7 protein-coding genes, 2 tRNA genes and 3 rRNA genes are annotated in these 15,403 nt (G+C 50.9%); 5 read left to right on the forward strand and 7 right to left on the reverse strand.

Annotation, left to right across the window (positions count from 1 at the left end; genetic code table 11):
- Window positions 1–32 precede the first annotated feature (32 nt).
- On the reverse strand, window positions 33–218 hold the full coding sequence (locus ACX9GT_RS23500) for an NAD(P)-binding protein (RefSeq protein WP_473188962.1): 186 nt from the start codon (window positions 216–218) through the stop codon (window positions 33–35).
- 138 nt (window positions 219–356) lie between these two features.
- On the opposite strand from ACX9GT_RS23500, the gene ACX9GT_RS23505 reads away from it, so the two are divergent.
- A complete protein-coding gene (locus ACX9GT_RS23505) occupies window positions 357–881 on the forward strand; it encodes a metal-dependent hydrolase (RefSeq protein ID WP_473188963.1) in 525 nt (174 codons plus the stop codon).
- A gap of 41 nt (window positions 882–922) precedes the next feature.
- Here ACX9GT_RS23505 and gltP read toward each other — a convergent pair whose 3' ends face one another.
- Window positions 923–2,239 (reverse strand): glutamate/aspartate:proton symporter GltP, encoded by a 1,317-nt coding sequence (gene gltP / locus ACX9GT_RS23510; protein WP_473188964.1) that lies wholly within the window; start codon window positions 2,237–2,239, stop codon window positions 923–925.
- A gap of 860 nt (window positions 2,240–3,099) precedes the next feature.
- Between gltP and acs the strand changes: the two genes are divergently transcribed.
- The 4 genes from acs (at window position 3,100) to ACX9GT_RS23530 (ending at window position 9,607) form a co-directional block, all read left to right on the forward strand.
- Entirely contained in the window at window positions 3,100–5,058 is a 1,959-nt protein-coding gene (gene acs / locus ACX9GT_RS23515; protein WP_473188965.1) for an acetate--CoA ligase, read from the forward strand.
- A gap of 142 nt (window positions 5,059–5,200) precedes the next feature.
- Entirely contained in the window at window positions 5,201–5,512 is a 312-nt protein-coding gene (locus tag ACX9GT_RS23520; protein WP_473188966.1) for a DUF485 domain-containing protein, read from the forward strand.
- Entirely contained in the window at window positions 5,509–7,161 is a 1,653-nt protein-coding gene (actP, locus tag ACX9GT_RS23525; RefSeq protein ID WP_473188967.1) for a cation/acetate symporter ActP, read from the forward strand. Before ACX9GT_RS23520 ends, actP begins: the two co-directional genes overlap by 4 nt.
- Before the next feature lie 406 nt (window positions 7,162–7,567).
- Window positions 7,568–9,607, forward strand: coding sequence for a glycoside hydrolase family 3 protein (locus tag ACX9GT_RS23530; protein WP_473188968.1), 2,040 nt, complete (start codon window positions 7,568–7,570; stop codon window positions 9,605–9,607).
- Between the two features lie 66 nt (window positions 9,608–9,673).
- On the opposite strand, the gene rrf is transcribed toward ACX9GT_RS23530, so the two are convergent.
- From rrf to ACX9GT_RS23555, 5 genes are all read right to left on the reverse strand, one after another.
- Window positions 9,674–9,789: ribosomal RNA gene (rrf, locus tag ACX9GT_RS23535) — 5S ribosomal RNA — on the reverse strand.
- A gap of 121 nt (window positions 9,790–9,910) precedes the next feature.
- Window positions 9,911–12,820: ribosomal RNA gene (locus ACX9GT_RS23540) — 23S ribosomal RNA — on the reverse strand.
- 224 nt (window positions 12,821–13,044) lie between these two features.
- Window positions 13,045–13,120 (reverse strand) — tRNA-Ala (locus ACX9GT_RS23545).
- A 156-nt stretch (window positions 13,121–13,276) separates the two neighbouring features.
- A tRNA-Ile gene (locus tag ACX9GT_RS23550) sits at window positions 13,277–13,353 on the reverse strand.
- A 74-nt stretch (window positions 13,354–13,427) separates the two neighbouring features.
- Window positions 13,428–14,968, reverse strand: a 16S ribosomal RNA gene (locus ACX9GT_RS23555).
- Together the 16S, 23S and 5S rRNA genes with 2 tRNA genes alongside form the textbook arrangement of a ribosomal RNA operon.
- Window positions 14,969–15,403: the final 435 nt, after the last annotated feature.

A 15,403-nucleotide genomic window follows, 5' to 3' on the forward strand; every position in this document is an offset into this window, starting at 1 on the left:
ATGATCCTCTTCATCAACAAAATCAAGCATCTTCAATGATCACGGGTATAGTGCAGGCCGACATCCCAGGATGCGCCATCACGACGAAAAACATGGGTCAGCCCGCCGGGTTCTGAGTGTTTTTCTAACACCAGAACCTTTTTCTTACCGACACCCGCCAACAGCCCGGCGCTGGTGAGCCCGCCAATCCCTGAACCAATGACGATGACATCCCACATAGTCAGCCCCTCTCCATGATGCTCAATGACATATTGTTATATCACGCTCGGGGCTTGCGGTGGCTAAAGTAGGCGATCACGGAGTGATTGTGATAAAACAGCGGGCGCAATACTAAGCTCAAATCACGGAAGACCAACATGCCAACGATCATCACTCACGCAGCGGTCCCGCTATGCCTCGGATTGGGGCTGGGGCAGAAAATCATCCCGCCGCGCCTGCTCTTCGCGGGCGTTGTCTTGGCCATGTTGCCCGATGCCGACGTGCTGGCATTTAAATTTGGCGTCGCTTATGGCAACGCGTTTGGCCATCGCGGCTTTACGCATTCGCTGTTTTTTGCTGCGCTAATGCCCACGCTGGCTTTGCTGCTGTGCCGATGGTTTAAAACACCGCCGCTCAAGAGTTGGCTTTTCCTGTTTGTTTCGCTGCTGTCGCACAGTCTGCTGGATTCGATCACCACAGGCGGCAAAGGTGTTGGCTGGCTATGGCCGTGGAGCGATGAACGCTTCTTCGCGCCTTGGCAGGTGATTCGGGTAGCACCGTTCAGCCTGGCAAAATATCTGACGCCGTCAGGCCATGCGGTGATGGTTTCGGAATTGCAGTGGGTATGGCTGCCAGGGCTTATCCTGATGACCGTGCTGATTGCCTGGCGCAAGATACGATGATGGTGCCGGTAAACCCGCCGTTAGCAGGTTTACCGGTGTTTTTAAGACTGAGTGACCGGTTTCACCTTGCCAGCCAGGAACTCACGCTCGTAGGCCAATGATTTCTCATGATCGAACTGATTCTCCCACTTGGCGATCACCAGCACCGCCAGAGCGTTGCCCACCACGTTCAGTGCGGTACGCGCCATATCCAGGATGCGATCCACACCGGCGATAAACGCCAGGCCTTCCAACGGGATCCCCACGCTGCCCAGCGTTGCCAGCAGTACCACAAAAGACACGCCAGGGACGCCAGCGATCCCTTTTGAGGTCACCATCAGCGTCAGCACCAGAATGATCTCCTGCCCTAGCGACAGCTCAATGCCATACAGCTGCGCAATGAAAATGGCGGCGATACTCTGATACAAAGTGGAACCATCCAGATTGAAAGAGTAACCGGTGGGTACCACAAAGCTGGTGATCGACTTCGGCGCGCCGTAAGCCTCCATTTTTTCAATAATGCGTGGCAGCACGGTCTCTGAACTGGCGGTCGAGTAAGCCAGAATCAGTTCCTCTTTCAAAATGCGGATCAACGTCCAAATCCGCAGGTTACATATCCGCGCCACAATGCCCAGAACCACCAGGGCAAAGAAGGCAATGGCGAAATAAACCAGCACCACCAGCTTGGCCAGCGGCAGCAGCGAGGCAAAGCCAAAGTTCGCTACCGTGACCGAAATCAGACCAAACACCCCGATCGGCGCATAACGCATAATCATGTGCGTCACTTTGAACATGCTTTCAGAAACCGCCTTAAACACCTTCAACAGCGGCTCTTTAGTCTCTTTTGGCAGTGAGGAAAGCCCCAAGCCAAACAACACCGAGAAGAAGATGATCGGTAACATGTCGCCTTTAGCAATGGATGCAAAGACGTTTGAAGGGATCAGCGACAGGATAGTGGCCACCAGGCTGTGTGAGCCGCTCTGTACCTGCTCCGTGGTTCTTTCATATTTGGAGATATCCACCGCGGTCAGCGCCGACATGTCGATACCCTGCCCGGGTTGAAAAACATTAGCCAATGTCACCCCAAGCACAATGGCAATGGTGGTAATCACTTCAAAATAGATAATGGTTTTCAATCCAATACGGCCTAACTTCTTGGTGTCGCCAACACCGGCAATCCCCACAATTAGCGTGGAAATAACGATAGGCACCACAATCATCTTAATCAGACGAATAAAGATATCACCAGCCGGGCTCAGTATATTATTGACCAGCCACTCACGTGATTCCGTCTGATTATGTAATACAGCACCTAATATAATCCCCAATACCAACGCAATCAGTATTTGCCAAGCCAGACTAATTTTCACACTCTTCATACCCAAAAAATTCCTCAAAGGTTCCTCTCCAAAGCATTTAACAAACGATCGGCTTCAGATGGAATACTTAATCATTTAATACAGGCTTATGCTAATTAAAACCATGCGCTCGCTTGCCCCTCATGCAGCGCAATATAAATCTGTACCATTTGGAGCCCCTGTTCTGCAAGCCTTGTTTTATCTGGCTTGCAGACTTTTCAGAATGAAGAATAAGCAAGATAAAAATGAATGGCAACATAATTGCTTGTTCTTAAAAACATAATGTTAGCGCTAAAGGATCACATACACACTGAATCGAACAATTTTCAAACAAAATGGAAATGCGTTATTTTTCATTCATTTTGCATAATTAATCCCAATGAAATGTTTGTATTTTGTTAATGGATAGTTTATAAAATGAAATCACAGCCGCTGAATTAACAGCCATAATGAGAACGAAAATTATGTAAACAAGAAAGATCTCATAACGCCCTTGCTGGCTAATAATGATATTCACAAGAGGGAGAGAATAAAGATAACTCGGTAGTTAAGAACTGCAAAAATTATTTATATCCTGAATTAAAAGCAGTTTAAATAGAAATATATTCCCTACTTACAACATTCTATTCCCTTCAGCCAAAAGAATTCCGCTTCTTAATGCTAACTCTTTTTGGTTATTTAAAAAGTTTTTTAAGGAAAACCCCTGCATTCAGGGTTTTTCACCGTCAACCAAGCAGATCCATCACGCAATTACAGCAGTAACTATTACAAATCAATATCTTCGTTGCGTGATCCGCCGCGCAAAAAAGGAACAAAGAATTAGAGCAAACTATACATAACCATCAGTTGACATATTATTAACAATTCTAAGGAGAAAAAGCATGAGCCAACTGCATAAACACGTCATTCCGTCTGCAATTGCAGAACGAGCCCTGATTAACCCGGAGCAATATCAACAATATTATCAACAATCTGTGCAAGACCCGGCAGCGTTCTGGGGGGAGCACGGCAAGATCGTGGATTGGATCAAACCTTATACCAAAGTGAAGAACACTTCCTTCGATCCCGGCCATATCAGTATCCGCTGGTTCGAGGACGGTACGCTGAACCTGTCAGCCAATTGCCTGGATCGCCATTTGGCCGATCGCGGCGATCAAACCGCCATTATCTGGGAAGGTGATGATCCAACCCTATCGAAAAAAGTCACCTACAAACAGTTGCACCATGATGTCTGCCAGTTCGCCAACGTGCTGAAAAAGCTCGGGGTGAAAAAAGGCGATGTCGTCGCTATCTATATGCCGATGGTGCCAGAAGCCGCCGTCGCGATGCTGGCCTGTGCCCGCATAGGTGCCATTCATACCGTGATCTTTGGCGGTTTCTCGCCGGAAGCCGTGGCAGGCCGTGTTATCGACTGTAACGCCAAACTGGTGATCACCGCCGATGAAGGGCTGCGCGCTGGCCGTTCCGTGCCGCTGAAAAAGAACGTGGACGATGCGCTGCAAAACCCTGGGGTGAAAAGCATCAGCAATGTGGTGGTCTTCCAGCGTACCGGCAAGCCGGGTTACTGGCAGGAAGGGCGAGATCTGTGGTGGCATGAATTGATCGCAGGCGTTGCCGCCGACTGCCCGCCGGAAGAGATGAACGCTGAAGATCCGTTGTTCATCCTTTATACCTCCGGTTCTACCGGCAAGCCAAAAGGCGTAGTGCATACGACCGGTGGCTATCTGGTTTATGCCGCGCTGACGTTCAAATATGTCTTCGATTATCACGATGGCGATATCTACTGGTGTACCGCCGACGTGGGCTGGGTGACCGGCCACAGCTATCTGCTGTATGGGCCGTTGGCCTGTGGCGCAATCACGCTGATGTTTGAAGGCGTGCCAAACTATCCCGGTGTGAACCGCCTGTCACAGGTGGTTGATAAACATCAGGTCAATATTCTGTACACCGCCCCCACCGCGATCCGTGCGTTGATGGCCGAAGGTGATAAAGCCATCGAAGGCACCAAGCGTGATTCGCTGCGCATCATGGGTTCGGTCGGTGAGCCGATCAACCCGGAAGCCTGGGAATGGTATTACAACAAGATTGGTAACGGTAAATGCCCGATCGTCGATACCTGGTGGCAGACCGAAACCGGCGGCTTTATGATCACCCCGTTACCGGGTGCCACCGAACTGAAAGCCGGTTCCGCCACGCGCCCGTTCTTTGGCGTTCAGCCTGCGCTGGTGGACAACATGGGGGAACCACAGGAAGGGGCCAGCGAAGGTAACCTGGTGATCACCGACTCCTGGCCAGGCCAGGCACGCACCCTGTTCGGTGACCACGATCGCTTCGAGCAGACTTACTTCTCTACCTTCAAAGGCATGTATTTCAGCGGTGACGGCGCCCGCCGTGACGAGGATGGCTATTACTGGATCACCGGCCGCGTCGATGACGTGCTGAACGTCTCCGGCCACCGTCTGGGTACCGCTGAGATCGAATCGGCGCTGGTTGCTCACCCGAAAATTGCCGAGGCCGCGGTGGTGGGCATTCCACATCACATCAAAGGCCAGGCGATTTATGCCTATATCACGCTGAATCATGGTGAAGAACCCACGCCGGAACTCTATACCGAGGTACGTAACTGGGTACGTAAAGAGATCGGCCCACTCGCTACGCCAGACGTTCTCCACTGGACCGATTCGTTACCGAAAACGCGCTCCGGCAAGATCATGCGGCGTATTCTGCGCAAAATTGCTGCCGGTGATACCAGCAACCTGGGGGATACCTCAACGCTGGCAGATCCAGCTGTAGTCGACAAGCTGTTGGAAGAAAAACAATCAATTAAAGTTCCATCCTAATTTGCGCCGCCTCGGCCGTTCACCTGCAATCACGGGGTGAACGGCTTGTATACCCGATTGACTTCAAGGTGCCGCAAGGTGTGCTTGAAAAATGAGAGGTATAGCGCGACGTACTCGATCAATACCTACTGGAGAGACTCAGATGAATGACAACATTTATCAAAGGATTGAGGAAAACCCGCGCTTCAAGGAACTGGTACGAAAACGCAGCCGTTTCGCCTGGCTACTTTCGCTGATCACACTCACATTGTACGTTGGCTTTATTCTTCTGATCGCCTTCAATCCGCATTGGTTGGGTACGCCGATCGCCGCAGGATCGACCATTACCCGTGGGATCCCGATCGGTGTGGGGCTGATCGTGATCTCTTTTGTTTTGACCGGAATTTATGTTTACCGCGCTAACGGTGAATTCGATCGTCTTAACGCCGAAGTCCTGCGCGAGGTGCAGCAATGAAGCGCCTGATATCCGCTCTCACCCTGCTGGCATTACCGGGCCTGAGCCATGCTGATGCGATTGGGGGCGAGGTACAACGCCAGCCACTGAACATCCAGGCCATTGTCATGTTCGTCCTGTTTGTGGGCGCTACTCTCTATATCACTTACTGGGCTTCCAAACGCACCCGCTCGCGGGGGGATTACTACACGGCAGGTGGCCGCATTACCGGGCTGCAAAACGGGTTGGCGATTGCCGGTGACTTTATGTCTGCCGCGTCGTTCCTCGGCATCTCAGCTTTGGTGTACACCTCCGGCTATGATGGCCTGATTTATTCCATCGGCTTCCTGATTGGTTGGCCGATCATTCTGTTCCTGATTGCCGAACGGTTGCGTAACCTCGGGCGCTATACTTTCGCCGACGTTGCCTCTTACCGGCTTAAACAAAAACCCATCCGTACCCTTTCCGCCTGTGGTTCACTGGTGGTGGTGGCGCTGTATCTGATCGCTCAGATGGTCGGCGCAGGCAAACTGATCCAGCTGTTATTTGGCCTCAACTACCATATCGCCGTGATCCTGGTCGGCATATTGATGGTGTTATACGTGCTGTTTGGCGGCATGCTGGCCACCACCTGGGTACAGATCATCAAGGCCGTGCTGCTGTTGGCAGGTGCCAGCTTTATGGCTCTGATGGTTATGAAGTCGGTAAACTTTAACTTCAATACCCTGTTTAGCGAAGCCGTGAAGGTCCATCCGAAAGGGATTGCCATCATGAGCCCTGGCGGGCTGGTTTCTGATCCGATATCGGCGCTCTCTCTCGGCCTGGCATTGATGTTCGGTACCGCAGGTTTGCCGCATATTCTGATGCGTTTCTTCACCGTTAACGATGCCAAAGAAGCGCGTAAAAGCGTGTTATATGCCACCGGTTTTATCGGTTACTTCTATATCCTGACCTTTATTATCGGCTTTGGCGCGATCCTGCTAGTCAGCGCTAACCCAGCGTTCAAGGATGCCAGTGGAGCCCTGTTGGGCGGCAACAACATGGCTGCGGTGCACTTGGCCAACGCCGTGGGCGGCAACTTCTTCCTCGGCTTTATCTCTGCCGTAGCGTTCGCCACCATTCTGGCGGTAGTCGCCGGGCTAACCTTGGCTGGCGCTTCTGCGGTTTCTCACGATCTGTACTCTTGTGTCATTAAAGACGGCAAAGCAACCGAACGTAACGAGCTTAAAGTCTCCAAGATCACCGTCTTGGTTTTGGGGATCGTCGCCATCGCTCTGGGTATCCTGTTTGAGAAACAGAATATCGCCTTTATGGTGGGCTTGGCGTTTTCCATCGCCGCCAGCTGTAACTTCCCGATTATCATTCTTTCCATGTATTGGTCACGCCTGACAACCCGTGGGGCGATGATCGGTGGCTGGCTCGGCCTGTTGACCGCAGTGATCCTGATGATCCTCGGCCCAACCATCTGGGTGCAGATCCTTGGGCATGCCAAACCTATCTATCCGTATGAGTATCCAGCACTGTTCTCAATGGCAGTTGCCTTTATTGGCACCTGGTTCTTCTCGGTTACCGACAGTTCCCTCACTGGGCAGCAAGAGCGTGAGCGCTTCCGCTTCCAGTTTGTGCGTTCGCAAACCGGGCTGGGTATCTCTCAGAGTTCAAAGCATTGATATTACTGATTACCAAAGGCTCCTTCGGGAGCCTTTCTTATCAAAAGGGAAAACCACTGCAGGATCGCCAAGAAAAGGTGATATCTTTTTCTTTGTGAAATTATTCACGCATAAAATATGCGTCACGATTTAAAAACCTCCTAGATCCGCTAAAAAACCTCGTTACCCTCCAGAAAAAATGACCAAAGGCTGAAAAGCAATTGTCCAAAGGTTGAACTCTATCTCATATATCAGCAGCTATTTATTTTATAGTCCGAAAAAATAGATCGTTAGCATAGTCAGCGTTTCTACATATTTTTCGTTGGGAAGTATCCAAACTATTTCGTTGTTTCTTTTAGGGAAAAAAATCTGAGGTGGGCTAATGACCTGCTTCTGGCAGTTTTGTCACTAAAATGGAGATAGACCAATGCAAATAGGAAAGTTCGGTACTGCAATGTCTTTGGCGAGTTTTATGGCTCTGGGTCTTAGTGGGTGTAATGATAGCGATACGGTAAATACTGACAGTTCCAAACAGGCAGACTTAGGTTATCGGGACGTAAAACTGTTGGAAATCGGTGGTCTGAAGTTCAAAGATCTCAACAAGAACAATAAGCTCGATCCTTATGAAGATTGGCGTCTGGATGCTACAACGCGTGCCAACAATCTGGCTTCACTGATGACCACTGCAGAGAAAGCCGGGTTAATGATGCATGGAACGTTGCCACTCTCTTCAGAGCGTGTCGACGTTGAAACGGCTAAAAAAGATATTATCGATAATGCCGTAAATACGTTCATCACGCGTATGGCTGGTAATCCTAACTACATTTCCCATGATAATAACCAGGTACAGCAAGTCGCCGAGGGAACTCGTCTCGGCATTCCCATTATCATCAGCACCGACCCTAGAAATCATTTTACCAACGATCCGAATGCAACCAGCATTGTTGCGGGTAGTTTTTCCCAATGGCCTGAAACGCTGGGATTCGCCGCGATCGATGACGTAGAACTGATGAAAAAATTCGGTGATATCGCGCGGAAAGAGTATCGGGCAGTAGGGATCCAGATGGCGTTGTCACCGCAGGCCGATCTGGCGACCGAACCGCGGTGGGGAAGAATCAACGGAACATTCGGCGAAGATAACCAGATCTCGAAGAGAATGACTCAGGCCTATATTGAGGGTTTCCAAAACGGTAACACCGGCCTGAATAAAGACAGTGTCATTACCGTAGTAAAACACTTCGCTGGCGGTGGGCCGCAGTTGAAAGGCCTGGATCCTCACAACGATTACGGTAAAGAGCAGGTCTACCCAGGAGACGATTTTGAGTATCACCTGGTGCCTTTTGAAGGAGCATTTGCCGCAAAAGTCGCCTCGGTTATGCCCTATTACGGCCAACCAGTCGACCTTTGGTATAAAGATGCGCTCATTGAGTCCGTAGGGTTCGGCTTTAACAAACAGGTTCTGACAGACATTCTCCGTGGCCGTTATGCTTTTGACGGCGTGATCCTGAGCGATTGGGGAATTTTGTCAGACTGTGAAGGCACATGTATTACCGGTATGAGTGATGCAGACGTCGCCACAGGTATTTCACCTTTCGCTATCGTTCCCTTTGGGATGCCTTGGGGCGTCGAAACCCTGACGCGTCAGGAGCGAATCGTTAAAGCCGTAGATGCCGGTATCGATCAGTTTGGCGGGACCAGCGATCCCAGCGATTTGATCGCGGCAGTAGAGGAGCAGCAAATCACCGCCACTCGCCTTGATCAGTCCGTCGTCAGGATACTGAAACAAAAATTCGCTCTTGGACTTTTCGAAAATCCCTATGTTGATGAAACGGCTGCCGCAACGCTTGTCGGTAACAATGGCTTCCAACAGCAGGCTACTGATGCGCAGCGCCGGTCGCATATCTTGTTGAAAAACGATAATGACCTGTTACCAATGTCACTCACAGGTAAAAAGGTCTTCCTGTATAACGTGAATGCCGAAGTGGCGGCCAATTATGGGCTAACGGTTGTTAGCACACCAGAAGCGGCAGATATTGCGGTGATACGCGTGAATACGCCTTACCAGACCGATCCACACTATCCGTTTGGTTCGGTGCATTTTGGGCAACTGGGGTTTGACGATCAGGCAAGCGTGGTACTAGATGAGAAACCCGGTATTTACAGCGGCAGTGCTGATTACCAGATCATCAAACAGGTGAAACTTCAGGGTATACCGACCATCACATCAATTTATCTCGATCGTCCGGCGATACTCACTAACATCGTCGATAAAACGGATGTTTTATTGGCAAACTTCGGCAGCTCTGATGCCACACTTTTCGATATTATCAGTGGTAAAGCGAAGCCTGAGGGTAAATTACCGTTTGAACTGCCTTCAAATTGGGACGCTGTTCTACAACAAAAAGAAGATGTGCCACACGACTCGGTAAATCCGCTCTACCCGATTCATTCTGGGATGAGTCTGTAACCTTTAGTCGTGAATTTCAAAACGCAAAAAGGCCATCCTTGCGGATGGCCTTCTGCTTCGTTTGATGCCTGGCAGTGTCCTACTCTCGCATGGGGAGACCCCACACTACCATCGGCGCTACGGCGTTTCACTTCTGAGTTCGGCATGGGATCAGGTGGGACCACCGCGCTATTGCCGCCAGGCAAATTCTGTTTCATTCCAAGCCGTCACATGTCTTCACACGCAACCACCGGAACCAATCTAGGAACATCGCTGAAAATTAAAACTTCAATATTTCGTCTCTAAAAACACCTTCGGTGTTGTAAGGTTAAGCCTCACGGTTCATTAGTACTGGTTAGCTCAATGCATCGCTGCACTTACACACCCAGCCTATCAACGTCTTAGTCTTAAACGTTCCTTCAGGGGCCTTAAAGGCCCAGGGAAGACTCATCTCGAGGCAAGTTTCGTGCTTAGATGCTTTCAGCACTTATCTTTTCCGCACTTAGCTACCGGGCAGTGCCATTGGCATGACAACCCGAACACCAGTGGTGCGTTCACTCCGGTCCTCTCGTACTAGGAGCAACCCCTCTCAATCTTCCAACGCCCACGGCAGATAGGGACCGAACTGTCTCACGACGTTCTAAACCCAGCTCGCGTACCACTTTAAATGGCGAACAGCCATACCCTTGGGACCTACTTCAGCCCCAGGATGTGATGAGCCGACATCGAGGTGCCAAACACCGCCGTCGATATGAACTCTTGGGCGGTATCAGCCTGTTATCCCCGGAGTACCTTTTATCCGTTGAGCGATGGCCCTTCCATTCAGAACCACCGGATCACTAAGACCTACTTTCGTACCTGCTCGAGCCGTCACTCTCGCAGTCAAGCTAGCTTATGCCTTTGCACTAACCTCACGATGTCCGACCGTGATTAGCTAACCTTCGTGCTCCTCCGTTACTCTTTGGGAGGAGACCGCCCCAGTCAAACTACCCACCAGACACTGTCCTCACCCCGGATTACGGGGCCGAGTTAGAACATCAAACATTAAAGGGTGGTATTTCAAGGTTGGCTCCATGCAGACTGGCGTCCACACTTCACTGCCTCCCACCTATCCTACACATCAAGGCTCAATGTTCAGTGTCAAGCTATAGTAAAGGTTCACGGGGTCTTTCCGTCTTGCCGCGGGTACACTGCATCTTCACAGCGAGTTCAATTTCACTGAGTCTCGGGTGGAGACAGCCTGGCCATCATTACGCCATTCGTGCAGGTCGGAACTTACCCGACAAGGAATTTCGCTACCTTAGGACCGTTATAGTTACGGCCGCCGTTTACTGGGGCTTCGATCAAGAGCTTCGCCTTGCGGCTAACCCCATCAATTAACCTTCCAGCACCGGGCAGGCGTCACACCGTATACGTCCACTTTCGTGTTTGCACAGTGCTGTGTTTTTATTAAACAGTTGCAGCCAGCTGGTATCTGCGACTGGCTTCAGCTCCGAGAGCAAGTCTCTTCACCTACGCGCCAGCGTGCCTTCTCCCGAAGTTACGGCACCATTTTGCCTAGTTCCTTCACCCGAGTTCTCTCAAGCGCCTGGGTATTCTCTACCTGACCACCTGTGTCGGTTTGGGGTACGATTCTGTGTTACCTGGAGCTTAGAGGCTTTTCCTGGAAGCTTGGCATCAACTACTTCGCCACCGTAGTGACTCGTCATCACGCCTCAGGGTTGAATAAGAGAACGGATTTACCAATTCTCTCCCCCTACACGCTTAAACCGGGACAACCGTCGCCCGGCCAGCCTAGCCTTCTCCGTCCCCCCTTCGCAGTAACACCGAGTACGGGAATATTAACCCGTTTCCCATCGACTACGCCTTTCGGCCTCGCCTTAGGGGTCGACTCACCCTGCCCCGATTAACGTTGGACAGGAACCCTTGGTCTTCCGGCGAGCGGGTTTTTCACCCGCTTTATCGTTACTTATGTCAGCATTCGCACTTCTGATACCTCCAGCAGCCCTCACAGACCACCTTCAACGGCTTACAGAACGCTCCCCTACCCAACAACGCCTAAGCGTCGCTGCCGCAGCTTCGGTGCATGGTTTAGCCCCGTTACATCTTCCGCGCAGGCCGACTCGACCAGTGAGCTATTACGCTTTCTTTAAATGATGGCTGCTTCTAAGCCAACATCCTGGCTGTCTATGCCTTCCCACATCGTTTCCCACTTAACCATGACTTTGGGACCTTAGCTGGCGGTCTGGGTTGTTTCCCTCTTCACGACGGACGTTAGCACCCGCCGTGTGTCTCCCGTGATAACATTCTTCGGTATTCGGAGTTTGCATCGGGTTGGTAAGCCGGGATGGCCCCCTAGCCGAAACAGTGCTCTACCCCCGAAGATGAGTTCACGAGGCGCTACCTAAATAGCTTTCGGGGAGAACCAGCTATCTCCCGGTTTGATTGGCCTTTCACCCCCAGCCACAAGTCATCCGCTAATTTTTCAACATTAGTCGGTTCGGTCCTCCAGTTAGTGTTACCCAACCTTCAACCTGCCCATGGCTAGATCACCGGGTTTCGGGTCTATACCTTGCAACTAGACGCCCAGTTAAGACTCGGTTTCCCTACGGCTCCCCTATACGGTTAACCTTGCTACAAAATATAAGTCGCTGACCCATTATACAAAAGGTACGCAGTCACCCCATAAAAGAGGCTCCCACTGCTTGTACGTACACGGTTTCAGGTTCTATTTCACTCCCCTCGCCGGGGTTCTTTTCGCCTTTCCCTCACGGTACTGGTTCACTATCGGTCAGTCAGGAGTATTTAGCCTTGGAGGATGGTCCCCCCATATTCAGACAGGATGTCACGTGTCCCGCCCTACTCATCGAACTCACAGAATATGCATTTTGGTGTACGGGGCTATCACCCTTTGCTGCGCGACTTTCCAGACGCTTCCACTAACACATAAACTGATTCAGATTCTGGGCTCTTCCCCGTTCGCTCGCCGCTACTTGGGGAATCTCGGTTGATTTCTTTTCCTCGGGGTACTTAGATGTTTCAGTTCCCCCGGTTCGCCTCGTATGGCTATGTATTCACCATACGATAGTGCAACGGATTGCACTGGGTTTCCCCATTCGGGTATTGCCGGTTATAACGGTTCATATCACCTTACCGACACTTTTCGCAGATTAGCACGCCCTTCATCGCCTCTGACTGCCTAGGCATCCACCGTGTACGCTTAGTCACTTAACCTCACAACCCGAAGGTGTTTCCTGTAAACAGAAGACAACAGTCGTGCTGTAAACAATTGAGAGACTCTCTGACAGGGTACTTCTTACCCCAAGACTTCTACGGAGGGATAAGTTTCTGCTGTCAGGTTTCAATTTTCAGCTTGTTCCAGATTGTTAAAGAGCAAAATACTTCGCAGCATACTGTTGCCAGTACACTCTGAAGTATTCTCAAGGACCGTAGGGATATGGTGGAGCTAAGCGGGATCGAACCGCTGACCTCCTGCGTGCAAGGCAGGCGCTCTCCCAGCTGAGCTATAGCCCCATACAGTCACTTGCAGAAATCTTTATTACCACTCGCGGCGAATAACAATCTTTTCCTGTTGGAAATCCTGTTAATTCGTGCTTAGGCAAGGCATGCGTAAGGGAAGTTTACTTTTGGGTAAACGACCGCGCGCATAACGCAGCATAAGTGCGAATTTGGTAGGCCTGAGTGGACTTGAACCACCGACCTCACCCTTATCAGGGGTGCGCTCTAACCACCTGAGCTACAAGCCTATAAAGATTTTTCTGCTCGTTACTTTTTCATCAGACAATCTGTTGTGAACACTCACTCAATCAATATCGTTCGGTAAGGAGGTGATCCAACCGCAGGTTCCCCTACGGTTACCTTGTTACGACTTCACCCCAGTCATGAATCACAAAGTGGTAAGCGCCCTCCCGAAGGTTAAGCTACCTACTTCTTTTGCAACCCACTCCCATGGTGTGACGGGCGGTGTGTACAAGGCCCGGGAACGTATTCACCGTAGCATTCTGATCTACGATTACTAGCGATTCCGACTTCATGGAGTCGAGTTGCAGACTCCAATCCGGACTACGACATACTTTATGAGGTCCGCTGGCTCTCGCGAGTTTGCTTCTCTTTGTATATGCCATTGTAGCACGTGTGTAGCCCTACTCGTAAGGGCCATGATGACTTGACGTCATCCCCACCTTCCTCCGGTTTATCACCGGCAGTCTCCTTTGAGTTCCCACCATCACGTGCTGGCAACAAAGGATAAGGGTTGCGCTCGTTGCGGGACTTAACCCAACATTTCACAACACGAGCTGACGACAGCCATGCAGCACCTGTCTCACGGTTCCCGAAGGCACTCAGGCATCTCTGCCAAATTCCGTGGATGTCAAGAGTAGGTAAGGTTCTTCGCGTTGCATCGAATTAAACCACATGCTCCACCGCTTGTGCGGGCCCCCGTCAATTCATTTGAGTTTTAACCTTGCGGCCGTACTCCCCAGGCGGTCGACTTAACGCGTTAGCTCCGGAAGCCACGCCTCAAGGGCACAACCTCCAAGTCGACATCGTTTACAGCGTGGACTACCAGGGTATCTAATCCTGTTTGCTCCCCACGCTTTCGCACCTGAGCGTCAGTCTTTGTCCAGGGGGCCGCCTTCGCCACCGGTATTCCTCCAGATCTCTACGCATTTCACCGCTACACCTGGAATTCTACCCCCCTCTACAAGACTCTAGCTTGCCAGTTTCAAATGCAGTTCCCACGTTAAGCGCGGGGATTTCACATCTGACTTAACAAACCGCCTGCGTGCGCTTTACGCCCAGTAATTCCGATTAACGCTTGCACCCTCCGTATTACCGCGGCTGCTGGCACGGAGTTAGCCGGTGCTTCTTCTGCGAGTAACGTCAATGTGATGCGCTATTAACACACCACCCTTCCTCCTCGCTGAAAGTGCTTTACAACCCGAAGGCCTTCTTCACACACGCGGCATGGCTGCATCAGGCTTGCGCCCATTGTGCAATATTCCCCACTGCTGCCTCCCGTAGGAGTCTGGACCGTGTCTCAGTTCCAGTGTGGCTGGTCATCCTCTCAGACCAGCTAGGGATCGTCGCCTAGGTGAGCCATTACCCCACCTACTAGCTAATCCCATCTGGGCACATCCGATGGTGTGAGGCCCGAAGGTCCCCCACTTTGGTCCGAAGACGTTATGCGGTATTAGCTACCGTTTCCAGTAGTTATCCCCCTCCATCGGGCAGTTTCCCAGACATTACTCACCCGTCCGCCGCTCGTCACCCAGGAGCAAGCTCCCTGTGCTACCGCTCGACTTGCATGTGTTAGGCCTGCCGCCAGCGTTCAATCTGAGCCATGATCAAACTCTTCAATTAAAAGTTCGATTTGCTTTAACAAGTAAAGCGATGCTCAAAGATTACTTTCTGCAAATATGCATTGGAACCGAAGTTCAAATGCTTACTGCTTTGGTCACTCTTCAAGACTTGATATTTTTTTGCCACCGAGGTGGCTGGATATCGTCTTGTGAGTGCCCACACAGATTGTCTGATAAATTGTTAAAGAGCAGTGAGTTACGCGCTTTCGCTTGCTAACTCGAGGTGGCGTATATTACGCGTTCCTCTTTCAGAGTCAACCTTAATTTTCAGGTTTTTTCTCTGCGACCCCCGGAGACTCTGTGAAGTTGTTCACATGTTCCTGGTCGATGGAGGCGCATTATAGGGAGTTCCACGCAGGCCGCAACAGGTATTTTCGACAAAAATCACCGTTTGCTGCATTCCACAGCAAAACCCGTCCTTATACCCGGTTATGCA

The sequence above is a fragment of the Serratia sp. YWN4 genome, from assembly GCF_055790845.1.

Coding starts and splice junctions, on each gene's coding strand:
- ACX9GT_RS23520 (WP_473188966.1), top strand. CDS start 5,201: ATGAATGACAACATTTATCAAAGGATTGAGGAAAACCCGCGCTTCAAG.
- ACX9GT_RS23500 (WP_473188962.1), bottom strand. CDS start 218: ATGTGGGATGTCATCGTCATTGGTTCAGGGATTGGCGGGCTCACCAGC.
- gltP (WP_473188964.1), bottom strand. CDS start 2,239: ATGAAGAGTGTGAAAATTAGTCTGGCTTGGCAAATACTGATTGCGTTG.
- acs (WP_473188965.1), top strand. CDS start 3,100: ATGAGCCAACTGCATAAACACGTCATTCCGTCTGCAATTGCAGAACGA.
- ACX9GT_RS23505 (WP_473188963.1), top strand. CDS start 357: ATGCCAACGATCATCACTCACGCAGCGGTCCCGCTATGCCTCGGATTG.
- ACX9GT_RS23530 (WP_473188968.1), top strand. CDS start 7,568: ATGCAAATAGGAAAGTTCGGTACTGCAATGTCTTTGGCGAGTTTTATG.
- actP (WP_473188967.1), top strand. CDS start 5,509: ATGAAGCGCCTGATATCCGCTCTCACCCTGCTGGCATTACCGGGCCTG.